The 23,666-nt window shown below is 34.4% G+C and carries 29 protein-coding genes, 3 tRNA genes and 1 other RNA gene; 15 read left to right on the top strand and 18 right to left on the bottom strand.

Annotated features, from left to right (window positions below; genetic code table 11):
• Positions 1 to 14: 14 nt before the first annotated feature.
• A complete protein-coding gene (locus tag GFS03_RS11385) occupies positions 15 to 512 on the bottom strand; it encodes a hypothetical protein (protein ID WP_153424187.1) in 498 nt (165 codons plus the stop codon).
• A gap of 114 nt (positions 513 to 626) precedes the next feature.
• Between GFS03_RS11385 and GFS03_RS11380 the strand changes: the two genes are divergently transcribed.
• The 5 genes from GFS03_RS11380 (at position 627) to GFS03_RS11360 (ending at position 4,936) form a co-directional block, all read left to right on the top strand.
• Positions 627 to 1,289 (top strand): ParA family protein, encoded by a 663-nt coding sequence (locus GFS03_RS11380; RefSeq protein WP_153424186.1) that lies wholly within the window; start codon positions 627 to 629, stop codon positions 1,287 to 1,289.
• Positions 1,286 to 1,615: a hypothetical protein gene (locus tag GFS03_RS11375; protein WP_153424185.1), complete on the top strand. Its 330-nt coding sequence runs from the start codon at positions 1,286 to 1,288 to the stop codon at positions 1,613 to 1,615. The genes GFS03_RS11380 and GFS03_RS11375 overlap by 4 nt, the downstream gene beginning before the upstream one ends.
• Positions 1,616 to 1,698: 83 nt before the next feature.
• Positions 1,699 to 2,157, top strand: a complete 459-nt coding sequence (locus tag GFS03_RS11370; protein ID WP_153424184.1) for a hypothetical protein — start codon at positions 1,699 to 1,701, stop codon at positions 2,155 to 2,157.
• Positions 2,158 to 2,700: 543 nt separating this feature from the next.
• Positions 2,701 to 4,449, top strand: a complete 1,749-nt coding sequence (locus GFS03_RS11365; RefSeq protein WP_153424590.1) for an archaellin/type IV pilin N-terminal domain-containing protein — start codon at positions 2,701 to 2,703, stop codon at positions 4,447 to 4,449.
• A gap of 40 nt (positions 4,450 to 4,489) precedes the next feature.
• Entirely contained in the window at positions 4,490 to 4,936 is a 447-nt protein-coding gene (locus GFS03_RS11360) for a PadR family transcriptional regulator (RefSeq protein WP_153424183.1), read from the top strand.
• Here the strand turns inward: GFS03_RS11360 and GFS03_RS11355 are convergent.
• Positions 4,919 to 5,515 (bottom strand): thiamine-phosphate synthase family protein, encoded by a 597-nt coding sequence (locus GFS03_RS11355; protein ID WP_153424589.1) that lies wholly within the window; start codon positions 5,513 to 5,515, stop codon positions 4,919 to 4,921. The two genes, GFS03_RS11360 and GFS03_RS11355, sit on opposite strands and share 18 nt — an antisense overlap.
• A gap of 548 nt (positions 5,516 to 6,063) precedes the next feature.
• On the opposite strand from GFS03_RS11355, the gene GFS03_RS11350 reads away from it, so the two are divergent.
• The 4 genes from GFS03_RS11350 (at position 6,064) to GFS03_RS11335 (ending at position 9,393) form a co-directional block, all read left to right on the top strand.
• Positions 6,064 to 7,836: a cbb3-type cytochrome c oxidase subunit I gene (locus GFS03_RS11350; RefSeq protein ID WP_153424182.1), complete on the top strand. Its 1,773-nt coding sequence runs from the start codon at positions 6,064 to 6,066 to the stop codon at positions 7,834 to 7,836.
• A gap of 10 nt (positions 7,837 to 7,846) precedes the next feature.
• A complete protein-coding gene (locus GFS03_RS11345; protein ID WP_153424181.1) occupies positions 7,847 to 8,905 on the top strand; it encodes an oxidase in 1,059 nt (352 codons plus the stop codon).
• A 5-nt stretch (positions 8,906 to 8,910) separates the two neighbouring features.
• Positions 8,911 to 9,102, top strand: coding sequence for a hypothetical protein (locus GFS03_RS11340; RefSeq protein ID WP_153424180.1), 192 nt, complete (start codon positions 8,911 to 8,913; stop codon positions 9,100 to 9,102).
• Between the two features lie 96 nt (positions 9,103 to 9,198).
• Positions 9,199 to 9,393: a hypothetical protein gene (locus GFS03_RS11335; protein WP_153424179.1), complete on the top strand. Its 195-nt coding sequence runs from the start codon at positions 9,199 to 9,201 to the stop codon at positions 9,391 to 9,393.
• Here the strand turns inward: GFS03_RS11335 and GFS03_RS11330 are convergent.
• Positions 9,364 to 10,110 carry a TatD family hydrolase gene (locus tag GFS03_RS11330; protein ID WP_153424178.1) on the bottom strand — a complete coding sequence of 249 codons (747 nt, stop codon included), beginning with the start codon at positions 10,108 to 10,110 and terminating at the stop codon, positions 9,364 to 9,366. The genes GFS03_RS11335 and GFS03_RS11330 overlap by 30 nt on opposite strands.
• 32 nt (positions 10,111 to 10,142) lie before the next feature.
• A complete protein-coding gene (locus GFS03_RS11325) occupies positions 10,143 to 10,307 on the bottom strand; it encodes an AbrB/MazE/SpoVT family DNA-binding domain-containing protein (RefSeq protein WP_012712036.1) in 165 nt (54 codons plus the stop codon).
• Between the two features lie 248 nt (positions 10,308 to 10,555).
• Between GFS03_RS11325 and lrs14 the strand changes: the two genes are divergently transcribed.
• The 3 genes from lrs14 to GFS03_RS11310 all read left to right on the top strand — a co-directional run bounded on the left by lrs14 (position 10,556) and on the right by GFS03_RS11310 (position 12,191).
• The gene (gene lrs14, locus GFS03_RS11320) at positions 10,556 to 10,945 is read left to right on the top strand and encodes an HTH-type transcriptional regulator Lrs14 (RefSeq protein WP_153424177.1); all 390 of its coding nucleotides are present in this window, start codon (positions 10,556 to 10,558) and stop codon (positions 10,943 to 10,945) included.
• Positions 10,946 to 11,012: 67 nt separating this feature from the next.
• Positions 11,013 to 11,408 carry a PadR family transcriptional regulator gene (locus tag GFS03_RS11315; RefSeq protein WP_153424176.1) on the top strand — a complete coding sequence of 132 codons (396 nt, stop codon included), beginning with the start codon at positions 11,013 to 11,015 and terminating at the stop codon, positions 11,406 to 11,408.
• 33 nt (positions 11,409 to 11,441) lie between these two features.
• The gene (locus GFS03_RS11310) at positions 11,442 to 12,191 is read left to right on the top strand and encodes an enoyl-CoA hydratase/isomerase family protein (protein WP_153424175.1); all 750 of its coding nucleotides are present in this window, start codon (positions 11,442 to 11,444) and stop codon (positions 12,189 to 12,191) included.
• Here the strand turns inward: GFS03_RS11310 and GFS03_RS11305 are convergent.
• A complete protein-coding gene (locus tag GFS03_RS11305; protein ID WP_153424174.1) occupies positions 12,188 to 13,189 on the bottom strand; it encodes an ABC transporter permease in 1,002 nt (333 codons plus the stop codon). The genes GFS03_RS11310 and GFS03_RS11305 overlap by 4 nt on opposite strands.
• Entirely contained in the window at positions 13,182 to 13,922 is a 741-nt protein-coding gene (locus tag GFS03_RS11300; protein WP_153424173.1) for an ABC transporter ATP-binding protein, read from the bottom strand. The genes GFS03_RS11305 and GFS03_RS11300 overlap by 8 nt, the downstream gene beginning before the upstream one ends.
• A gap of 28 nt (positions 13,923 to 13,950) precedes the next feature.
• On the opposite strand from GFS03_RS11300, the gene GFS03_RS11295 reads away from it, so the two are divergent.
• Genes GFS03_RS11295 through GFS03_RS11285 form a run of 3 tightly spaced genes read left to right on the top strand, consistent with a single transcriptional unit; the run spans position 13,951 to position 16,092 of the window.
• Positions 13,951 to 14,907 (top strand): AIR synthase family protein, encoded by a 957-nt coding sequence (locus GFS03_RS11295; RefSeq protein ID WP_153424172.1) that lies wholly within the window; start codon positions 13,951 to 13,953, stop codon positions 14,905 to 14,907.
• A complete protein-coding gene (locus tag GFS03_RS11290; protein ID WP_153424588.1) occupies positions 14,873 to 15,367 on the top strand; it encodes an NTP transferase domain-containing protein in 495 nt (164 codons plus the stop codon). The genes GFS03_RS11295 and GFS03_RS11290 overlap by 35 nt, the downstream gene beginning before the upstream one ends.
• Positions 15,364 to 16,092, top strand: a complete 729-nt coding sequence (locus tag GFS03_RS11285) for a DUF1614 domain-containing protein (RefSeq protein WP_153424171.1) — start codon at positions 15,364 to 15,366, stop codon at positions 16,090 to 16,092. The genes GFS03_RS11290 and GFS03_RS11285 overlap by 4 nt, the downstream gene beginning before the upstream one ends.
• A 236-nt stretch (positions 16,093 to 16,328) precedes the next feature.
• Here the strand turns inward: GFS03_RS11285 and GFS03_RS11280 are convergent.
• The 12 genes from GFS03_RS11280 to rpsB all read right to left on the bottom strand — a co-directional run bounded on the left by GFS03_RS11280 (position 16,329) and on the right by rpsB (position 23,666).
• Positions 16,329 to 16,415: transfer RNA gene (locus GFS03_RS11280), tRNA-Asn, on the bottom strand.
• Between the two features lie 74 nt (positions 16,416 to 16,489).
• Positions 16,490 to 16,927, bottom strand: a complete 438-nt coding sequence (locus GFS03_RS11275; protein ID WP_153424170.1) for a hypothetical protein — start codon at positions 16,925 to 16,927, stop codon at positions 16,490 to 16,492.
• 18 nt (positions 16,928 to 16,945) lie between these two features.
• Positions 16,946 to 17,021 (bottom strand) — tRNA-Pro (locus GFS03_RS11270).
• Between the two features lie 238 nt (positions 17,022 to 17,259).
• Positions 17,260 to 17,344: transfer RNA gene (locus tag GFS03_RS11265), tRNA-Ser, on the bottom strand.
• 40 nt (positions 17,345 to 17,384) lie between these two features.
• Positions 17,385 to 17,692, bottom strand: an RNA gene (ffs, locus tag GFS03_RS11260) — signal recognition particle sRNA.
• A gap of 57 nt (positions 17,693 to 17,749) precedes the next feature.
• On the bottom strand, positions 17,750 to 18,718 hold the full coding sequence (locus GFS03_RS11255) for an MraY family glycosyltransferase (RefSeq protein WP_153424169.1): 969 nt from the start codon (positions 18,716 to 18,718) through the stop codon (positions 17,750 to 17,752).
• The gene (gene gds, locus GFS03_RS11250; RefSeq protein WP_153424168.1) at positions 18,719 to 19,714 is read right to left on the bottom strand and encodes a geranylgeranyl diphosphate synthase; all 996 of its coding nucleotides are present in this window, start codon (positions 19,712 to 19,714) and stop codon (positions 18,719 to 18,721) included.
• 1 nt (position 19,715) lies between these two features.
• Positions 19,716 to 20,822 carry a type 2 isopentenyl-diphosphate Delta-isomerase gene (gene fni, locus GFS03_RS11245; RefSeq protein WP_153424167.1) on the bottom strand — a complete coding sequence of 369 codons (1,107 nt, stop codon included), beginning with the start codon at positions 20,820 to 20,822 and terminating at the stop codon, positions 19,716 to 19,718.
• Positions 20,815 to 21,534, bottom strand: coding sequence for an isopentenyl phosphate kinase (locus tag GFS03_RS11240; RefSeq protein WP_153424587.1), 720 nt, complete (start codon positions 21,532 to 21,534; stop codon positions 20,815 to 20,817). Before GFS03_RS11240 ends, fni begins: the two co-directional genes overlap by 8 nt.
• The gene (locus tag GFS03_RS11235) at positions 21,486 to 22,208 is read right to left on the bottom strand and encodes a hypothetical protein (RefSeq protein ID WP_153424166.1); all 723 of its coding nucleotides are present in this window, start codon (positions 22,206 to 22,208) and stop codon (positions 21,486 to 21,488) included. The genes GFS03_RS11240 and GFS03_RS11235 overlap by 49 nt, the downstream gene beginning before the upstream one ends.
• Complete coding sequence (amrB, locus tag GFS03_RS11230; protein ID WP_153424165.1) at positions 22,135 to 22,989, bottom strand: AmmeMemoRadiSam system protein B; 855 nt, start codon at positions 22,987 to 22,989, stop codon at positions 22,135 to 22,137. Before amrB ends, GFS03_RS11235 begins: the two co-directional genes overlap by 74 nt.
• Positions 22,986 to 23,666 carry a 30S ribosomal protein S2 gene (gene rpsB, locus GFS03_RS11225; RefSeq protein WP_181443757.1) on the bottom strand — a complete coding sequence of 227 codons (681 nt, stop codon included), beginning with the start codon at positions 23,664 to 23,666 and terminating at the stop codon, positions 22,986 to 22,988. Before rpsB ends, amrB begins: the two co-directional genes overlap by 4 nt.

Here is a 23,666-nt window from a genome sequence, read left to right as displayed (position 1 = left end):
TGATGAACGCGCCCTTATCGGATCTTATGAAGAATACCACCGGCTCTGAGTCTTCCCATGATCTCTTTCTTAGCAGTTAATCTCATCTTATTCACATCTAAAGTCTTCTCTATGATCTTCATACTCTTCTCTCTAAAGTTCTCACTTACGAATACTCTACTCTCTATACTCTTAGACTCTATCAAGTCTTCTGGATCGTAACCACCGTTACGAATTCTCAGAATTATTTTTCCGCCATTACAATCAATGCAAACTCCATTAATTCCATACCTTGAAATTGGATACAACTTATGCTTGGATGAATAGACTTTGCCAGAGGGCGTTACGCTATAAATAGCGTCTAATCCCATTCTTAAGAATCCCGCACACAAATTCTTACCAATTATTGGAAGATCACCGTAGAGGAATGCTATGTAGGCTGATGCTATCTCTAGACCATCTACACCTTTTCCTAATAATATTTTTTTAAACTCATCAGAATAAATTATTGCGCTGTATAGGTTCTCAAACATACTTATACTTTTTAAAAAACCAGCATATAAATATTATCATTATAATATGTTAGGCCAGCTGGTAATATTGCGTAAAACCTCTTTTTAAATGTTGAAAGATAGAAGAGTCTAGACATGATAGTTACAGTAATAAATCAGAAAGGAGGAGTAGGGAAAACAACTACTTCAGTAAATTTAGCTTACTATTTAAGCAAAGAAAAGAAGACAGGATTGCTAGATTTAGATCCGGAAGGAGGAGCAACCGTATCTTATGGAATGAAAAGAGAACTTAAAGAGCTCCCTTTAGGTGAAAAAAGCGTGAACATTTTTAATGTAGAAGTCTTTCCTGCACATATAGGGCTACTTAAGCTAGAGCTAAATGGAGATGTGGAAGAGATTAGTAATAAAATCAGGGAAATAGGAAAGCATTTCGATTTTTTAGTTATAGATACTCCACCTAATCTGGGTACGTTGGCCATATCAGCAATGTTGGTTGCCGATAGGATAATTTCACCTATTACTCCCCAACCCTTAGCCTTGGAGGCAATAAAGAACCTTGACTCTAGATTGAAGAGTATAGGGAAAAGTGCGTATTCTTTTACAAATTTTTCAAAGAAGGTAGTTAAGCTCGATAACCTATCATCAGTGAAATTCACAGAAATTACAATACCACCCTCTAGATTATTCATTGAAGCTTCTAGACTTGGTGTTCCTGCGTTAAGATATGAGGAAGTTAGATTAAAGAAACCTAAGCTATCTATCTATTATCAGCAATTAGCGAAGGTGATTAATGAATGAGCGAACTAGATTTTCTACTAAAGAAAAAGAAAAAAAGTGATAATGAAGAAAAAAGTGATAACAATAACGAAAGTGTAAAAAAGGAGGAAAATTTGCATGAAGAGGAGAAGATTAGGAACGAGATGTTAAAGTATATTGAAAGGGATCCAAAAATAGGCGTATGGAGCTATCCCGCATTTTTAGTCCTTCAATACCTATATCATACAGTACCAGGATTTAAAATGAGCAGAATTGCCAAGGAAGCGTTAGAAAAAGGATTAAAAGAAATGTACCCTACGCTCTATGACATTGCGGAAAAAATTGCAAAAGAGAAATTTAAAGACTAATTTATAGTAATATTTCTAGGAAGTATTACCAATCACGTTTAAATGCTAGATTTAAATCTTTTTGTAACAGTTAAGGTGATTAAATGGATGTTTGTTTAAGAGCTAAGAATAATGAGGAAGTGACAAGGGCTCTCAAATTAAATTACAATTGTATTGTATATGATAGGCCTTTAAATAATGTACTAACTTTTATACCAGATCAATATATACATGATATTAATATCCTTAGCGAAAATAGTGTTATAATTACTAATAATATAGAATTAATTAATAACCTAAAAAATAGAAACATAAAAATTGCATATAGGGTTGATAAACCATCTATGAACATTTTGGAATATGATTATTTTGTGATAGAATTTATACCAAAGAATATTAGAGATCTGAGATTCTATAAAGGTAAAATTTATATAGATAATATTGATAATTTAGACATCTATAGGAAATTGGAAAATGTGAAAATAAATGGAATATTTACTAACAACTTAGACTTTATAACCAATCTGAAAAAATTATCCCTTTATAAAAATAAAATTGCATAGAGACTATGAACTTTTAGATCTAGAGAGCATAGCTATGAGTTGAAGAAATATGAGTATAGAGTGAAGAATGAAGAGAGCAGATAATTCTGTCAAGTTACAATTTTAAACTAACAAAAAATATTTCATAATGAGTATAGCTATACTTCTTTAAGATCTGAGAATAACAAAACAATAACCGTACAAAGAAAAAGAACAATGAATTAAAAATTTACAGCCGATATGAGAAAAAGAGGTTATACAAACGGTTTCAAATAAACCGTGAAGTTTATTTTATATGATGAAAGAAAAGTTGTTAACACTATGTTATCACTTACCAGATAGTGAATGTTCAATACAAGCTTATATCCCAAAGAAGTAACGCTAGATATAAATGCAACACACGCTGCTTATTCTACTAAATGGACTGAAAATAATGAATGAGTTTGCGGGAATTTGGTGAAACCAAATGGCTGAGAATTAGATTCATGAAAATTCGATGAACCACAAATCCTTTATGGTAGTTTCAAAATGGCCTCCCTTCTCTTAAAAATTAACATTCTTAACATGAAAAAGGGAATATCATCAATATTAGGTGCTATAATAATAATACAAATAGTAGTATTATCTGTAGGGCTAATTCTTTATTTAACTTCATTAAATGCGAAAATGTCTAACATAGCGTATTCACAGATACATGAAGAACTTCAAAATACTCCTATATCTGTAATCCCCACTTATCAAGGACCAATGATAATTTCAAGCAGTACGTCTCACTTGGCTATAACATATATATTATATCCTAATGGGGAGGTTATCCATACGAACATTCCGATAACGCAGAATGGCGTATATATAAATCTTGATAATTATCCTTGGAGTATAATAGTACTTAATGATGGCAATTGGTATAATATTTCGGCAAACGATAGGTTAGTGTATCCTAATATTTCGGGATTAGGAAAAGTTGGAATATATGCGCCATATACAATATATCCGGGAAAATCAAATCTATATTATCTCGTTACCCCACCCATATATGGTAAAAATCTAGATCCTACAAATTGGAATCTACTATCGGCAACTCCAGCATCATATACACCCTACGGAATTCAAAACTCAATAATATTTATTCCAGAAAATGGAACAATTCCGATTATAGCTAATCTAACTTCAAGGTACCAATACTTTGACATAGCAATTCCTTATTATACTCAAGTCTTTGTAGCAGTCTCTCAAGGGGCTACACCGGGAATTTATTATACTGCTAACTCGCCACAGTTCTCCTATTATTTACCTTTAGAATTCGGCATTTCATATCAAGTAAATTATCTTGTGCCAGTTTATAACGTAACGTTTATCTACTCTCAAGGTAAGATATTTGTAGCACCACCCGGTTCATATTATGTAACACTAAGTTACGTAACGTATGATATGATTTACTTCATGAAAGAACACAATTATACAATACAACAAAGTAATGGTGCACAATTACAACTAATAAGCTATAAATTCACTGGTTATCTCTTAGCATCTAGTATTAATTATGGATATGTGTGCTTTGGCGGTATCAATCCATATTCCGGGAGTCCAGTATGGCTTGGTATACCTATCCCGGGATACAATAACTATACATTATATAATGGAGTAGAGATAGATGCTTCGTATAATATAGATAATGTAAGTGGAGATATTTATCCTGTTGTTCAACCAGCTGTATCTACGTGGATGTCCCAATCATCAATTGATGAATTTCTGAATATCTCGAATATAACTAAAGAGAGTGTACTAAGCATTTCAATGATGATCAGTGGCGGTAACTTAGATTATAATATTAATGGCACTCCGATTAATAACGTTATGAATTACACTTACTTCTGGTACTTCTTAAATCCCCAAATAAACCCTAATAATGTCAACTTAATTGTCTCAATTACACCTAATTCACAAATAACTATAGCTCTTAAAGAAAATTCTGGAGGGATTACATATCCAAATTTTGCATATATTACATACAATTTAGCTAAAGAATACTCATATTCCATTAATTACAACATTGGTCCCATACCTCCAGTTACTATAGTAAGGAATAATATAACAGGAATATTGATAGATGGCGGTAGTGAAGGATATTTACCATTGGGATACCCAGTAGTTAATGCCCATTATAGATATGAAAACATTTCTGGTGAAATTTATCTATACTCGGAGACTGCCACATATCAATACTTTAAATATATTAACTCGCAAATTGATTATAATTTACCATTTATTATAATGATTCCGGAGAACGTCTATTATCCTTACTTTGTCTAGTGCAATTAAATATTAATTTTTTGTTTCAATATTTTTACATGTGATGTCAAAGTTTAGCTTTCAAAGGCTAAAAAAGGGCGCGCTGAAATACCTAGTCCTAGAATGCCTAAATGAGAGACCAATGAGAACTTACGAGATTATAAAAAGTATAGAGAAGAAATTTGAGGGTTCTTATAGGCCTAGCACCGGATCTATATATCCAGTCTTAAAAGGCTTAGTGGAAAAAGATTTGATAGAAGTAAAAATTGAAAATGGAAAGAAGATCTACGTTATAACAGATAAAGGTAAGAAAGAACTAGAAGAGATAAAGAATAAATCACTTAAGCTTCTTGGTGATAATGCCAAACTCTCCAAGCAAATATTACAAGAACTATTGCAAACAGCATTTTACTTATATGATAACAGATCAAAAATAGATCAAAATAACATACAAAAAATAATAGAGCATTTAAGAAATTGTAGAAATCAACTAAAGAACATCTTCTGAAATATATTTCAATAATCCTAAAGATTTATTTACTACTATAACTGGATCTTGATCTAGAATGAAGAGTGAAGGCTCTTTACCAAAGTCACCTAGATCTACTATATAGGTAGGTACCTTGGACAATCTACCATAACAAAACTCGACCATGAAGTTCATAGTACTGTGTTCTTTATATTTCACTTCTTTAGGCTCGGAAGATCTATCAAATATACAAAGATCATTGGTTGGTAACTTCTCAATGACTTCTCTATAATATTTCAAATTTATCGCACTTCTAAGATTCTTATCATACTTCATTACGGTGAGGATTACCCTCGCAATATGGTCAGACGCTCCGAAGGCTGGCAACATACAGTATATTACCTTTTTGAAAGCTACAGTTAACCTACCTGGAATTGCTGCAACGTCATTGGCATTAATAGCGTTAGATACTGCATATCCAATGTTAGTTCTAATTTCAGGGATAAGGAGATAAGCCTTTTCATTAGATACAAAAATATCTACTGCTTCCTTTAGCCTCTTTAAAACATGACTCCTCTCACTTTCATCTTGCATAGGAAATAGATAATATTGTAACATATAATGTTTTAGCAACTATCGCCTACTAATTTATCCCTTATAAACATGTGTATTATAAAAACGACCTAAAACATCTCATTTTCCATTTCTCATTTCAATAAAGATTACGCATTCCCACTAACAAGGCTAGAAATTGCAGAATTGAGTTAGGATAATAATTTCGTTTACTTGGAACTTAATCTGAATTTCTCTAATATTACTTTCGCCAAATGTTTCAGTTATGTAAGATAATGTCTGAAAAAGATTAAAAATTGTGAGATCTCCATTTTGCCAACAGCCTAATCATACAACATTTAATTAAAGTTAAAGATAAATGAACATCCTTATGATTTATACTATGTTAGTTAACCGTTGCCTTCACTTTTAAAATTAGCACTTATCTTTCCAGTAATAGCGTAAGTTACTTCTTTTTTCATATAATATAGAATAAGCTAAATTAACCTAATAAACTGAAAGAGTTGCAAACATTGTTAAAATAAACCTACAAAGAGTTTATAAGAAAAATATTTAAGTTTACAAGAAGCTTTTTATAGTTAGAGATGAGTGATATGGGATTAAAAGACGTAATTATTGATCTTTTCCAACTTGATAAAGATTGGACTACTAGAATTGTTATGGGAATGCTAGTTTTAGGTGTTATATGGGGTTTATTAGGTGTTATTGATTCATTAATGGTAAGATTAGTGGAAGCATCTTGGGGGCTTTCAGCCGTCTTACCTCTGACACCACAAGAATATTATGCCGGTATAACATTACATGCTGAAAGGGATCTATTCGGTTTTGCCCAACAAGTTATTTATGCAATATTTATCTATTTTACAATAAAGCTTCTAAACATAGAACCTAGAGCCAAGTGGATGCTTAATCTCGGCTTTATTGCGGTTAATATCTCAATGATGTTTATGGAGGGGCCAATTTTAATTATACCAGCGGCGGGTTTTGATAACTACTTTTCCGCTACAATATGGTATTATCTCTCACCACTAGGAATACCGGGTTATTCTCAGTATGTTGCCAGTCCATTGTTTTTCTGGGGCTGGATCTTACTGGATGCTTTCACTTATATAGATGGTTTCTGGATAGTGTATCATTACTACTTAGCTAGTAAAAATATGAAAGAAAAACTTCCGGTCCCCCTTGTTTTCTTCTTAATGGTCACCTTAATCTTCATGATAGGGTATTCTGGTGTTACAGCTGCTGATGTATGGGATGTTTTAGCATTTTATCACGTAGTAGGATTAGATCCAATAGCGAATCAGATAGCGTTTTGGATATTTGGCCATGCGGTAGTTTACATGGCCTGGGTTCCCGCAGTAGGCGCATTATATTTACTAATACCAATGTTAGCTAACAAACCACTGTATAGTGACAGAATGGGAAGAATATCTGCTCTATTATACTTAATATTCTCTAACAATGTTCCTATCCATCACTTATACATGGTCAATCTTCCCATAGCATTAAAGTTTCTCCAAGAAGTTCTAACATATTCCGTAGTAATACCTTCCATGATGACATTCTTTAATCTATGGGCTACTGTTAAAGGCACAAACGTAAATTGGAACATTATAACCGCTTGGGCTGTAACCTCGTTTGCTGGAGCAATAGCAGCTGGAGTTACTGGTATATCGAATGCAACCATAAGTTTTGACGCAATAGTTCATAACACGGATTGGATAGTTGGACACTTCCATGCAATGATATTATTTTCTATAGTACCTGCCGCGTGGGCAGTATTATATATTATGATAACTATGATAAGCGGAAGAATGTGGTTTTCAAAAGCAATGGCATGGGTTCATTACATTGGTTATATGATAGGAACTACACTCCTAATTGTAGGATTTGAGCTAATAGGATTCTATGGGATAGTAAGAAGAGCTGAGATTTATCCTAGAGTACCAGGGCTAATTGATGCTGAAGTAATAGCAACTGCTGGTGCAATTATAGCCGATTTAGCTACTTTAGTATGGTTCTTAAATCTGGTGTTAACGTTAGTTAAAGGGAGACTAGTAAGACTAGAGGGACTATCATTGCCTCAAATTGCTGGTGCGGTAGCAATGAGTTTAGAATGGCCATCTTCAATTTCGTTTACTAGTCCAGTTTTGAAGTTTATAAAAGCTCACAGTACTAGTAAAAAAGGTTTAGCGTCGACTATAGCATTAGCAATTGTTGGTGCAATACTTATCGTAGTTAGCATTGTTCCATTAGTTTTTGCAAGTGATACGTATACTACCCAAACTTGGGTTTGGATTACTATTCTTACAATTGGAATTATTTTTTCGGCTATTGGTTCTCTTAAAAGTATGAAGTCTATTTGAGGTGATTAAAGTGGATAGGAAAGAAAAATTTGAACTTTATTGGATTATATATGTAATTATACTATTCGCAATAGTAATAGGTGCGACTGCACCTGCAGTATATACCGTAGGAGGCGATTCATCATCTGTCCAAGCTGGGACCATAATTCCTAATACCGCAGCTAATGAGGGAAAAGTCATACAAGGTACATTATATGCTTATCAGTATTATTTCGCCATAAAAGAAAATGGAGGCGGTATTACTTCTAACGAGCTAGGAAGCCCGTTTTATTATAACATAATGGTAGCACATCCCGGTCAGTACATTAACTTAACTATGTATAGTGCACCACACATGGCTACTGCTAATTTCTACTACCCAGATTACGCTACACACGTCGATGATGTTCAGATAGTCCCTGGTCTAGTTCAATATGCACCAGTAGTAGTTCCTAATATTAGCGGTGCTTTTGCCTTTCTAAACAGTGAGTATAATGGTCCTTGGTTCAGTTATCAGGAAGGATTATTATTAGTACTACCATATCAAGGATATATGAATCCAACTGATATCAGTGAATACATTGCACAAACTCATTTAGCACAAACAAGTACATTAGTTGGTGATCCGTATAATCCTCCTATAGTTGTGTATAATACTACAATGACTCCATCCATTACTCTTGTCGCAAATAACTACGCAATGTTTAATGATTCCGTTCCGGGCCCTACAGCTATAGTGTTAGCTAACTCCAATGTTACCGTAAACATTTATATACCAACCCCTAATAATGATCATAATTTCTTGTATAATTATTCAACTACTGGTACTCCATACCCAGTTACTGACGTTTATGTAGGAATATATGCTGTCTGGTGGAATGGAAGTATAACTCCAGTCAAAGAAGTACCAATTCAGTACAATAAGACCATTACTTTCACCTTTAACGCTACTGCGCCAGCATATCTATATGGTCTAATAACTCCAGTTTATTATAATTACAACTTCATGAAAATGTCGAACACATTAACTGGGGAACAAACTGGATACGTAATGGGACTATGGGGTGTGATTCTAGTTGAACAAGGGTGAGAGTTATGGTCAGCTTCTTTAGATTATTGGGTATAGGCTATATTTTAGCTATAGCATTACTACTGTGGGAATTAACAATGGAGACACTACATGCTGCTGCTGTTAATTACATTTTACCATTTACTGTGGGTGCCTTTATAGGCTTTATATCATTCTTCTTATTTGTCTATTTTGCACCAGAAGATGAACATAAGTAAGTGAAGGTAATTTCTTTTTTTAATTATTTTTGATTTTTCTCATATACAGTAAAACTTTTTAACCTAAATTAAGTTAGTATAGAATAGTGAGATGCAATGGAGAGGATAGATAAACCAATGGCAATAGGTGGAATTCTAATATTGGGTCTTTCGCTTACTATGTTATTAATGGCAATTTTCTCATCTTCAATGTTAGCGTGGCTTGCACCAGAACCTAGATATTATATTCCAACCTTAGGTTTTATAATATCTATGTTTCTGCTAGCTTGCTGTAAGAGGACCATAAATTAAGTACAGAAAATTCTTGTATATTTTTTCTTCGACTTCTTTTTCCTCTACCCTTTTTAGTTGGCTAATTTGTTTTATAACAACCTTTACATTGCAGGGTTTATTTCTACTCATTTTTTCAGGACCCATAAACGGTGAATCAGTTTCTGTAAGAATAAAATCCAGAGGAATTTCCTTAACAACCATTTGTCTATCCTTATCCCTTACTATTATTGGAGGAATTGAGATTAATCCACCAAGTTCTATTATTTTATTAGCTATCTTTACACTTCCTTCAAAACTATGTATCACGAATTTTACCTTTTTGAATGAGGTAATTATTTCCAAGAAATCTTTCATTCCTCCCCTTATATGGATTATTATCGGTTTTTCTTCTCTCTCAGCTATTTGCAAGAATCTCTCTAAAATATCAATTTGTTTTCTTCTGAGTTCATTCTCCTTTATCCAAAAGTAATCTAAACCAACCTCACTTATTATATTCGCATATCTTACTAGTTCAATACATTTATCTAACTCATTTATCTTGTCCTTCACAAACTCAGGATGGAAACCTATAGCCGGGATAATATTACTATATTTTTTAGCTAGCTCAAGTGTTTTTAAATTACTTTTGAGATCAACACCAGCGTTTACTATTAGAATTCGACATTCATTTACTATAAAATCCCTATCCATATCAAAGTCTTCGACATCAATATGAGCGTGAGAATCCACTAACATTAAAGAAAAAAAAGGGGAAAGTATTTAAAAAACTACTTCCAAGGCTCCTTCAATAATTGTATTTTCACTACTCCCTCACTTTCATCATAAGTTACTTTAACTAAATCTCCTTCCTTGATTTGAAATTTCTGCCTTACTTTTGCAGGAATTGTTACTTGATAGTTTCTTGATACTTTTACTATTTCTTCTACTGCCATTCTATTCACCATAATACTCTATTACTAATCTAATATATAAATCTTACTTATCTCTGTAAATAATAGATACTAGTACATAAGTGAGAATGATGTAGTAATGCTTTATATCCAAAGTATATTAGTAATACTTAATGCTAATTATTTTTGTATAATACTTGCATTAGAGGTTTATAGATTCAATAGTTACCTTACTGTGGTTGGAAAAAATTTTTATATGTGACTTGTTAGATTCTTTATTAGTGAGATAAATGTCGGAAACCCAATTAAGTGAGGGTACTAGAATAAAGTTACCATCTGGAAAGGATGCTGGTCTAGTAGATATTTTGTCATTTTGCTATGGTCTATCGGAAACTGATGTCACGGTATTATTAGCGCTAATGAAAGGCGATGCTAGAGGTACTGAAGAATTGGAAAGTGATCTTAAGCTTTCTAAAGCTTCAATTAATAGAAGTTTGAATAAGTTACTTGAAATGGGATTAGTAATGAGGATAAAGGAGCCTGGTAATAAGGCTGGAAGACCAAGATATTTATACAAGGCTAGAGATTACAATGAGCTTAAAGGCAAGATGCTTAGTGATATAAAAGATTGTGCAGATAAGATGGCACAACTAGTTGAAAAGGAGTTTAAGCCATTGTAATTTTTTCTGAGCTTTTCCATTTTTGGCACTTTAGCTTTAAAAGCTTTAATATAATAAGTAAGTATTAATGTTTTGGCATAGGAGAAGAGGCTTAAAGTGGATTATATTATATGTATTATCTAAGGGGCCAATGACCGGTGCTCAAATTATGGATGAAATCGAGAAGACAAGTTATGGTATGTGGAGACCATCACCCGGATCTGTTTATCCTGCATTAGACGCTCTGGAAGCTGAAGGTTTGATAAGAATTAGCAAAATTGACGGATGGAAAAAGTTTTACGAATTGACGGAAGAGGGCAGAAGAGCTATTGGAGCTATGTCAGAGGAGGATAAAGTTAAGGAAGCAATAGAGCAATTAGAATTCTCTGCTAGATATATAGTCGAGAATCTAGAAAAATTAAGCGATGAAGATAAACGAAAAGTGAAAAACATTTTGGATGAGTTAAGTAAAGTTATGCGATAGATTTTTATTTATTAAGTTATATTTACTATCAATATGCCTATTGAAGTTTATGAATATGATAACTATATTTTATTGAAATTTTACCCAAAAGAAGATAAATATAATTTATTTAATGTTGAGTTCATGACACAGATGATAGATACTTTATCAACAATAAATGAGAACAAGAGTAAAAGATTTCTTATTATTAGGGGAGAAGATAACTTTGGTGCGGGTGCAGATATCAGAGAACTGATTAAAGCTTCTAATGATAGTGAATTCGCAGTTACATTCTTCACTTACATGAGGGAGGTATTTCACAAAATGCTAGATATAAATAAAATAGTTATTTCTCAGGTAAAAAAGATAGCCTACGGGGCTTCCATGGAGCTACTATTGCTGTCAGATTACGTGATATCAGAATCCAAGGCAGTTTTTGCAACACCAGGTGTAAAAATAGGTTTATTCCCCCCAGTCCTATCATCGATTGGTCAATTTATATTAGGTTATAATAACGTTAAAAGAATAGCAATGAAAGGTGAAGTTATTGATGCGAATGAGGCTAAATCTATAGGCCTAGTACATATTGTTAATGACGATTTTGATAAGGCAACTTTCGAATTGATTAAAGAATTATCAATTTCTTCGCCTTCTGCAACTTTGTATATAAAAAGAAATATGCTTAGACCATTTAGAGATTATATTGATAAAGCTTTCAATGATCTTACTGTACAGATCCAGAGTGAGGAAGCAAGAGAGGGTTTATTAAGCTTCCTTAATAAGACTAACCCTCCTTGGTTTTAGCTAATTTCTCTTAACTTCAAAAGCAGACCTCCGGTATAAAGGAAAATTATAGTTAAGAGGGACACTATAGAGACCAGTATGGGATTTGGTGATACACCATATACTATTAAATCCCGTATAATTGTTATAACTACAGATAATGGTTGGTATTCGACAAATGTTCTTACTATTGGTGGATATACACTAGGAGGGAAGAAAGCATTACTCAAGAACATCAGTGGAAATACTAAAACGTTAGCCACTATCTCTGAAAGAAATATCTTATCCTTTGGTGTTAATCCGTAGATTATCGCTCCTAGACCACCAAATAATAAGGTTGAAATTGCTAAGAATCCTAAGAATTCTATACCTATTATTGGTATAAAACCAAATAGAATTCCCAAAATTATTACTGTAGCCGTAGAAATTAGTGTTATAATGATCACGTAGATTATTAGTGAGATAACCCATTCATAACTCTTCAATGGAGATGTAGCTAGCCTTTCGATTATTCTATCTCTAAAATAACTTGCCGAAACTCCTATTGTACTAAGTATTCCATTAGATAGTGATATTATCCCTATTATTCCAGATATCAAATAATAATAATAAGTATAGCTTGATATTTGTAACACTGTAAAGTCACGTGTATTATTAACTTTTTGATAATATTGTTCAATAACTGACTCTAATACTGGCACAAACTCTTGATTTTGCTTACTAGTATATATTGTGAAATTATTCCCATTCACCTTAACGTAAATATAATCATGCTCTACTGCGTAGTTTAAACTTACGTTTGTTACTCCCTGGAATATCTCCGTAGAATTAAGATACTTAGCTAGACCATAATCTCCCTCAACTGCAACAGTAACGTGAAAATAACTACTAAACCCCCCAAATACGAGACCGAATAGTAACGTTATGATAATAGGAAATATAATTATCCAGAAGATTACAAATCTATTCCTTAAATTATCCTTAACCAATGCAGAAACTGTTAATAATATCCTATTCATCATTCTCACCATTCTCTAAAGACTTAATCAATTCTAGGTAAGCGTCTTCTAAATTAGTAGTCTTAAATTCTGCTATAATCTCTGCTGCAGTGGAAACTTTAATCAGCTTGCCCCCATAGAGTATTGCAACCCTATCTGATAGCTTTTGTGCCTCATCCAAATAATGTGTTGTTAGGAAGATTGTTACTCCTTTATTTTTCATCATCCTTATGATTTCCCAAAATTCTCTTCTAGCCTTAGGATCTAAACCCACAGTTGGCTCATCTAAAAATAAAATTTCTTGATTACCAGCAAATGCTGATGCAAGACCTACTCTTCTCATATACCCCCCGGATAAGTATCTCAATTTTTGATTTTTCACTTCACTTAAGTCTAATAGTGAAATTAACTCATCTACCTGCGTTTTATTTCCATTATATAATTTAACGAAATATTCTATGTTCTCCCTTACAGTTAGATCTAGAAAACCTTGGTAATCTTGGGGCATTACTCCAATCTTTTCTCTAATCTTCCCACACTCCTTCGGTACCTTATATCCTAATACCGTAACATCTCCCCTAGTTGGTTTTATTACACAAGAAAGTATTTTCACAGTTGTTGTCTTTCCTGCTCCATTAGGACCTAGCAACGAGAATATTTCTCCTTTATAGACCGTAAATGAGATCCCCCTTAGTACTTCTTTGTTTTTATAATTTTTATATAAATCCTTGACCTCTACCGCAACATTACTCATATATGCTAATTATTTTATAATAGTTAATGTGAATTTCGGTAAAGTTTCTATCAATAAATTTATTTATAATTTACCAATAGGAGACTGTCTCACTTGTCCATCGATAGGTGAAGATGCTGCAGTTCTCGAGGCAAAAGGCGAATATTTGATCGTGCATTCAGATCCTATTACTGAAGCTAAGAGTGATAATGGTTTCCTTTCAATCGCCGTTGCATGTAACGACATAAATATGAAAGGAGCTCAGTGTAGATGGGTAAACAACGTTATCTTACTTTCAGATATTTCCCACCTAAATGGTATAATTTCTGAAATATCAGAAGCGTGTAACTTAATAGGCTGTAAAGTTGTAGGTGGTCATACAGAGGTTACTGGTAATGTTAAACAAGACATTATAATTACTACCGCAATGGGTATTTCTAATAAGTTTTTGAGTTACAAGAATGTAAAAGAGGGTATGAAAGTTATACTTGTTGGAAGCCCAGGGATAGAGGGAACATGGATTTTAGCTAAAGATTATGGCGAATTGTTATTGGAAAAGGGCGTGAGTAAAAAAGTTATTGAAAATGCAAAGAATTTTAAGAAGGACATAATAGTCCAACAGAGAGCTTTAAGTATTTTAGATTATGTAGTTGCAATGCATGACGCTACAGAGGGAGGAGTAATGCAAGCATTGCTTGAGATTGCAAAAGCTACCGGGTACACTGTTTCTAGTGATTTAGAAAAGATTGAGTTAAGATATGAGACGAAAATTATAACTAAGGCTCTGAATATTGATCCTTTAAGACTAATTTCCTCAGGATCTTTTATTGCAATATCTAGTCATCCTGAAAATATTCTTGAGAAAATAAGTGAGGCATACGTAATAGGTGAGATTAAGAAGGGAGATCCAGTTTTAGAGATTAAGGGAGTTGGAACTTTTAATGAAGACTTCGAGGAGGAATTGGTCAGATTTGAAAGCAATTATCTTAGCTGGGGGAAAGGGTAAAAGGATAACGTTATTCAAGCCCTTTTTAGTGGTCTGTGGTAAACCGTTAATTTCATGGGTTTTTGACGCAGTAAATAAGATATGTGATGAGGTATACTTAGGTATTAGTCCATCCCATCCGTTATTTCCAATATTTAAAGATTCTATTTTCAAAATATTTCCTACACCAGATATTAGTTATGAAAACGATATCAAATATGTAGTTGATAATCTAAAACCACCACTACTAGTTATGCCTATCGATCTAGCGTTCATAGAAGATAGTGTTATAAAAACTTTAATCGACAAGTGTAATTTTGATGTATGTAGTCTCAAAAGTTATGGGAATTACCTTGGCGTCTCGTATTGGATTGGGTTAAATTTTTCAAATTATGCCGATATTGAAGTAAAGAAGAGATTATATAACATAAATACTTGGGAAGATTATATTAAGGCAAATAAGGAGTGTAATATGCTTTGAAAAGAATAATTGTTCTCTCGCCTTTTAGAGGTCTCTTTAGATCTATATTATACTTTTTGTTAGGCCTCATTATGGCCTTGATATCTGCAGGATATTTTTCCCAGCTTTTTTCAATAGTTGGAATTAATAGAGATATTGCAATACTTGTCTCAATTACTATTTCATTTCTAAGTCTATTTAGTAGCCCTTTTAACTTAGTTTTGAAAGAAGTAAAAAAGGAGGCTATCACAATAGAGGAAGAAGTTATATTCATCTTTGGGTTTCCCATCTTCATACCACATATGTCTAGACGCAATATGAATACATTAGTAGCCATAAATCTGGGTGGAGCCTTGATTCCTTCAGCAATATCGCTGTTTTTAATGTATGAATTACGTGACTATATTATATATTTTATAATGAATATAATAGTTGTGATTATTGTTTCAAAGATTTTCTCTAGGGTGATCAGAGGAGTTGGAGTTGCAATGCATCCCATAATACCTAGCGTATTTTCAGTAATAACCAGCTATATTCTTTTCTATAAATTTCACATTCTTATACCCTTATCTGCATATATAGGTAGCGTATTAGGTACATTAATAGGTGCAGATTTACTTAACCTAAGAAAAATTATTAATGAGGCAAGGCCTCAGGTTATTAGCATAGGTGGAATGGGCACGTTTGATGGTATATTTGTATCCGGTATTATATCTGTTTTCATAAGTGAACTTCTTATTATCTAAAACAACTTCATTATTCCAAAAAGAGCTACTTCATGATAATTTCTCAACAAATGATGAGGAAGAAAGTTGATCAGAATAAGGTATTTATTAACTTAAAAATGTAGCTCTAGTGTGAGTACACAATACGTTTAGGCGTAAGAAAGTAGCTTTAAGAATAATTAATAGTAAATTGTAATTACTAGTTTTATCCAACAATTATCTAGTATTTCCAAAGTGAGCATGTGATAGGAAAATAGCGCCGGAGGGAGGACTCGAACCTCCGACCACCCGGTTTCTGCACCCGGCATAACAGCCGGGCGCTCTGCCAACTGAGCTACTCCGGCGTAATAAAAATACTAATAATGGATTAAAAAGTTATCTTCGGTTAACGTAAGTAGAAGTTTTATAAAAAGTAGTATTAGCTACTAATTACTTTCTTTTTTATCTCGTTTAACTCCTCATCTAATTTCTCATCCCATATTATCCTAAACCATTCCTTAATGTGTTCTATCTCTTCTTTAATTAAGGTGATTATAAGAATCTTTATCTCACTTTTAGGCAAATCTTGCAAGGAAGAAAAGTACATTGATGAGATTTTAACAAGATCTCTAAAGCCCTTATCTTCTAGTGACTTTGATACGCTGAAAATCTTTGACCTAGGCACGTTATATTGTGTAATTTGTTTTTCCTCTTTGTTATATATATTTAGGATCAGCAGCGATGACATTATTTGCCTCCAAGATTTTTGTGTTTCTTTACGAGCCTCTTCGATCATGTCATTCTCAAGGTAAAACAGGCTCACCTTTATTCTTTTCATTGAATTTGTAATAAGTGCTTTTGCTTTATCTCTTGTCATAATTTCAAACCCGCGATATGGGGCCGGCGGGATTTGAACCCGCGATCACCAGGGCCCAAGCCTGGCGTCCTAGTCCAGGCTAGACTACGGCCCCCTCTAATAATAGTTTCTAAAGGCTATAAATGATTTACTCTTTTGATAAAGACAAGGTGAGATTGTTTCTTGGTCTTCAAAATGGCTATTCATTTATTGAGAAAAACATACAGAGCACTCTTTGCTAAGTATTCTAACAACCTTCTCCTACAATTTGTTATATACTCACTTTCACTCTCATATTTAGCTACCGCCATCTTATCACTCAGAGTTTAACCAAAATAGAAATGGAAGATATGCGCCGAGGGCGGGATTTGAACCCGCGTGGGGAGAATCCCCAGCGGCTTAGCAGGCCGCCGCCCTACCTGGCTAGGCGACCTCGGCACTACTTTAATAGTATGCTTTATCCCTTTTATGCTTTATGGGGCCAGACCCCCTACTCCATGGCCTACCTATCTATAGGCTTACCCCAGTTTTACTCTGGCTGTTGACCAGCGAACGCTGGCGTCCGGGCACGGCTGCTCCCTTCCGGGCCTCACCGATTCCCCCAGCTAACGTGGTACTTCCCCTCCCTCCGGAGAGGAAGCCCACGACCACCAAGCCCCGCTGGGCAGCCTTCATCGCTCCACTGGGACCTATAGATAGGAGACACCATAGAGTAGGAGTTACTGGTGCCCGCATTACGCCATGCGGGTCACAGGGATTGGCGAGATCCCCCACCCTCCCTGGCCCCATCTATATATTTCTTTTAATGATTTTTAAGAGTATTGATAGAGGCCAAGAGTTCTACTATATTACTATTGTTGTACTTTGCAGAATCACAGCTATTATTGCGAATATTGCTTCTATTCCCCATAAAATTATAACCACTTGATACTCCTTAAATCTTCCCATTTTCATTACTACATGTGTTAATGAGTGAGGCTTTTCATCCCAATATAATCTTCCATTAGAGTCCACTTTGCCAAACGATACACCTTTGAAGCTTGTTCTTAACTTTAATATGAACTCCACAACATATGGTATATAGAGAATCGTTAACGCAGTATACATGAAGCCCGCAATTCCTATGGCTCCTATCAATGCTCCTATGAAATACGTACCAACATTACCCGGAAATATTTTGGCAGGATATCTATTAAATATGAGAAACGCTACTAGTGAAAAAGTTGCTGAAAGTGCTATTAAGCCAGCTTGATACGTAGGACCACTATGAGTTAGCCCTATATATGCTAATGCAGATAACATTATAATCCCCATACCTACACCCAACCCGTTTAGACCCTCCAGCATATTGAAGGCATTAGATGTTATTGTTAGTGCAAAAGGTATTATTATGACATAATATAATATTCCGAAATTTACTGGACCTATAAATGGAATGGATATTATGGAATGTCCAACGCTGTAAATTATTAACGGAACTGACGCGAAAACCGGCAGAAATGCTCTTACTGATTGCCTAACGTTAAATATGTCATCTAAAAGCCCAAGAAATGCTATAAGCAATGAGGAAAGTATTACCGAGGGAATTACTCTCTCACTTCTTACATCAGTTAGTAATAAGGAGAAGGATCCAGCTATAAACCCAGCTATTATACCTATCCCGCCCATTAGGGGTATTTCTGGTTTATCTGGTTTATTTACATCCTTACCTACAAGTCCAGCCTTTTTTGCTTGTCTTATTACCCAGATTGTTGTAGCATAGCTTATGAAAAAGGATATAAAAATTGAAAGGAGTATTCCCGATATTCTCATTTACTTTCTCCTTTCAATGATAAACTGTGCTAGATATTTTAAAGCCTTTTCAGCAGTTTCATTGGAAACTGGAATTTTACGTAAGTAGTCTAACGCTAGATCTGAGTACTTTTTAGCTAAATTGTATGCATATTGCAATGAATACTTCTTTATTATTTCTGATGCTCTCTCAAGATCGTCCTTTTTAGCCTCTCTATTCCCAAGAGTAGAGACCAGAATTGTCTTTTCATCGTCCGTAGCTTCCCTTAAAGCCTTTATAACTAGAATTGTCTTTTTACCTTCTCTAATGTCACTGTAAACTGGTTTCCCTAATTCCTTTTCGTCTCCAATAATCCCTAAAATATCATCTACTATTTGGAATGATATCCCTAAATTTAATCCATATTCAGTTAAATTTTTGATTATGTCATCGCTAGCCTTGTTAATTATACCGCCTAATGCTGCTGAGCATGAAAATAGCATTGCAGTCTTTCCTTTTATCATTTGGAGATACTCTTCCTCAGTTACATCTATCCTATTCTCAAATGACATATCCATTGCTTGGCCCTCCGATATTATCTCTATAGAATTAATAAATACAGAGAAGGCTTTATAAAACGTATCTCCATCAAGACCTTTTAGTGCCTCATTTAAGGCTTCAAACGCCTTGGCGTGTAAGTAATCCCCCGCAAGTATTGCCAATGGTTCACCCCACTTTACATGAACAGTTGGTAATCCTCTTCTTAAGTAATCCCTATCCATTATGTCATCATGGACCAGAGTAAAGTTGTGAAGAATCTCCACGGCTGCTGCTGCCTTATATGCCCTTTGCCTATCTCCGCCAATTAAGTCTGATGATGAAACTAGAATTAAAGGTCTAAGTCTTTTGCCTCCAGCTGTAAACAAATGAAACGACGCTTCCTCGAGCGTTCTAACATTGCTCTTTACAAAATTTTTTATCAAGAAATTTACATTATTAATTATATCATTAAAATATAAACTTAACTCATCACTCATTTTATTCTCTCTTTCTAACTTTCTCATATGTAGATAAATTTATCCCCCTATATTCGGCCCATTCTTTAAGTTTGCCTAAAATAACAATATTAGTCTTCTTTAGTGCATTAACATCTTTAGAACCAGTAAGCATCATTGCAGCTTTTAATTCAAATATTATCTTTCTAAAGAATCGTTCTAAACTTTCCTTACCTTCTATCGCACTTTTTAACACTGGTAATGCCATTCCAGCAATGTCTGCACCTAGAGCTATAGCCTTAGCTGCATCTAACCCACTCCTAATACCTCCACTACCCACTAAAAAAGCATCTGGAACTGTATATCTTACTTCCATTATCGACGCCGCAGTTGGCACACCCCAATCCAAGAATTTTTTTGCGCTTTCCGCCTTCCAATTCCCTCTTCTAATATCTCTTATCATCTCTATTGCTATCCAATTAGTACCTCCTTGTCCAGAAGTATCAAAATTCTTTATGCCATAACTGTAAAGAAGTCTTGCAGTTTCCATTGAAATACCATTGCCGCTTTCTTTTACTATAATCGGCACAGATAGCTCCTTAGAGATATCTCGCAGCTTTTCTAAAGCATGAATCTGATACTCCGGTTCACCTTCTGGTTGAAATACTTCTTGAGCTGGATTCAAGTGAACAGCTATTGCATCAGCCTCTATCATTTGTATAGCATCTTGGAATTCCTTCAAGCCATATCCCTTAACTAGTTGTGGCATCCCTAAATTAGCAACAATAGGTATAGTAGGGGCAACTTTTCTAACTATTGTAAAACTTTCCCTAGCTTCAGCCTTCTCTATTGCAACTCTTTGACTACCTACTCCCATAGGTATTCCGAATTTTTCAGCAACTTCCGCTATAATCTTATTTATTCTTCCTAGTTCATTCCTTCCACCTGTCATCCCGGTTACCATTATTGGCGCACTTATCTCTTTTCCAAAAAACTTTGTCTTAGTATTTATTTCACTAAATGATATACCCGGAAATCCTTGATGAACTAAAATTACATCATTTAAGAAGGTTGATGAAGATAAACCATCTACGTTTTCAAAAGCGGCAATTTCAACGTGCTCTACTTTCCTATTTACTATATCAGGCATTCGGATTACCTCTTACCAAAGTACCTATATTATATCCCTTTAATGCTAAATATATATTTCCAGCTTTACTCCCATCAAAAATCACTGCATTCAAATTGTTTTCAAATATCTTTTTTATCTTAGAAAGTATTCCACCGGTAACATCATAATAATTCTCTTGTAAAAATCTACCAACCTCATCTATACTACTTAACTCGCTTATGACTCTTCCATCCCTTCCTAAAATTCCTGCCTTATCAATTGCGAAAAGTAATCTAGCATTGAGCTTCTTTGCAACATCTATGCTCATATCATCTGCAGAAACTATCGATCCATCAAATTTAATATCTCCGTATATTAAGGGCACAAGATCCTTCTCTAGGGCATTTAGCACTGTATCAAAAGTATAGAACTTTCCGGGAATACTAATAACGTTAATACCGGCTTTTAACAGTTGTTTGGTTATCATATAATTTAACTCTTGCATAGCTTCAGAAGTCCTTACAGTTCTGCTATCATTAAATATTGATGCCTCATAATGACCAAAACTCCCACCACCATGTAATAGTACAATCTTTTTGTTAGGATTTTCATCAATGAATTTCCTAATTTCTTCTGAAACTTTTCTCAGTAAGTCTAATCTAATACACCTAGGGACATCTTTGCACGTGATTAGACTTCCACCTAATTTGAGAACTCTATAATCGTAAGCCAATTTAGATCCCATATCCATTTCCAATTATTTATTTGTAAATACGGTAAAGAATATATAGCACTCCATAGCCCATTTTCAAATTCTATTAAATTTCGTGTTTTACTCTCAGCATATTCAACTGGAATAATACCAGTTAAATGAATTAACGAATTATCTAAGTGTTTAGGATTACCATCAAAAGGATATGATGAAACTACTTTTATTTTAATTGGTTCATATTGAAGCCTAATTGGCTCTTCACCATCTCTAAAGAGGATGGGAGAATTAAGTTGTTGCGAAGTTCTAAGTGCCTTAACTAAAGAGTTTTGGGGAAATATTGCCTCATCTACCAAGTGAAGAATTTCAAATTTCTCTTCTTCACTTATTGGGACCTCACAATTTTTTGCCGCATCATTTGCCAACTTCTCAGTAATGTAAATATAATAAGAAGAGAAAGGAACAGAGGAATCCCAATATTCCTCCTTTCTAACGCACTGAAAGCCAATTGCCTCATTAAATTGTCTTATAAACTGGTCTATTGCCTCAGTCTTCACAAAAATCTTTAATGGCTCTATGATTCCGTCAAGTACCAAAATTGGATTGTTTACCCCTTTAAGAGGGATTCCGAGAAACGGAACTTTAACTTCCAAATCGCGTTGCAAGATAGCCCACAACTGAATCTTTAGGACCCGAGGTATCACCAGAAGTTGCATGTTTCAAGATATAGGCTTTTTTACCAAACTTCCTAGCTAGGATTAGGTTAACCATTATAGGACCATAACCACATAAAGTAACATCTTTATTTTCTACAACCTCATATAAACCCTTATAATCTAATTGCTGGATTTTTTCTATTGCTTCCTCATCCTTCTTCACCGTAATCTCATGTGGGTCGTAATGATTCATGTCACTACTTGCTAATACTACTATATCCTTGTCCGGATTCCTTTGGATAACCTTATAAATTGCATCAGCTAGGAATTCCGCAATCTCGGGAGTTTGCATCATAATAACAATTGGAACTATCTTAAAGTTATCATCAAAAAAGTACTGCAAAAATGGCAATTGAACCTCTATTGAATGCTCGTATAAGTGCGATTTCTCATCTAAGTCTATTACCTCAGATTCCCTTACTAATTGCATTAAAATTTCCTCATCTATTTTCACACTACCTAATGGAGTTTCCCATTCTCCCTTAGGCCAGGCTGAAACATAAGAACCCAAACCTGTATGGTTAGGGCCTAATATTATTACTACATCTGGCTTACCTTCTAAAACTAAGTGGAAATACGAGTGAGCTGCGACAGGTCCACTATAAATATATCCCGCATGGGGTACAACAAAAAATAGATTATCTCTTTTCTTCTCCTTATTAGATTGTTCAGGAATATTCCCTGGACCTATATTATGTCTGAATGACCATTCGATCTGTGCTTTAAGTTTCTTTGGATCTGATTCATAAAAAGAACCCGCAACTGCTGGTAACCTCTTCATTGAACAAGCCTCATCTCGAATTCACTTACGGGTACTGACAAATCACCATCTGGAGGAATTACTCTCCTCTCCCTAAGTATTTGCCTAGCCAACGCCCAATATAGTAGTGCCAATGATTTTCTACCTTTGTTATTTGCAGGTATTATGAGGTCAATATAATCAATTTTAGCATCAGTATCGGCAAAGGCAACTATTGGTATTCCTACCTTAGCAGCTTCTTTTATTGCTTGAGTGTCAGTTCTAGGATCGGATACTAATAACACCTTTGGCTCTGTATATGTTGATAAGTATGGATTTGTAAAAGTTCCCGGTATTATTCTACCTACTAATGCTCTAGCTCCCACAATTTCTGCAAACTTTTGGACTGGCCTATATGCGTAAGGTCTACTAGCTACTGCAATTATATCTTGTGGTTCATATCTTGATAAGAACTTAGCAGCTACTCTTAATCTTTCATCTATCTTTCTAACATCTAATACATACAGTCCTTCTGCTCTTACTCTGTATACGAAACTCTGCATATATTTAGTACAACTGTGGGTACCTATATGAACTCCAGCTGAAAGATAAGTCTCTACTGGGACTAATAACTCTATTATTGTACCTTTTTCGGATTTTTTCAACTCCTCTTTCTCTGCCTCAGTTAATTCCCCTTCTCTTTCTTCCTTTTCGCTCAA

It is taken from the genome of Sulfolobus sp. E5-1-F, from assembly GCF_009601705.1.
GTDB lineage: Archaea > Thermoproteota > Thermoprotei_A > Sulfolobales > Sulfolobaceae > Saccharolobus.
The sequence above is the reverse complement of the archived record's forward strand: the minus strand, read 5'-3'. Positions and strand labels throughout refer to the sequence as shown.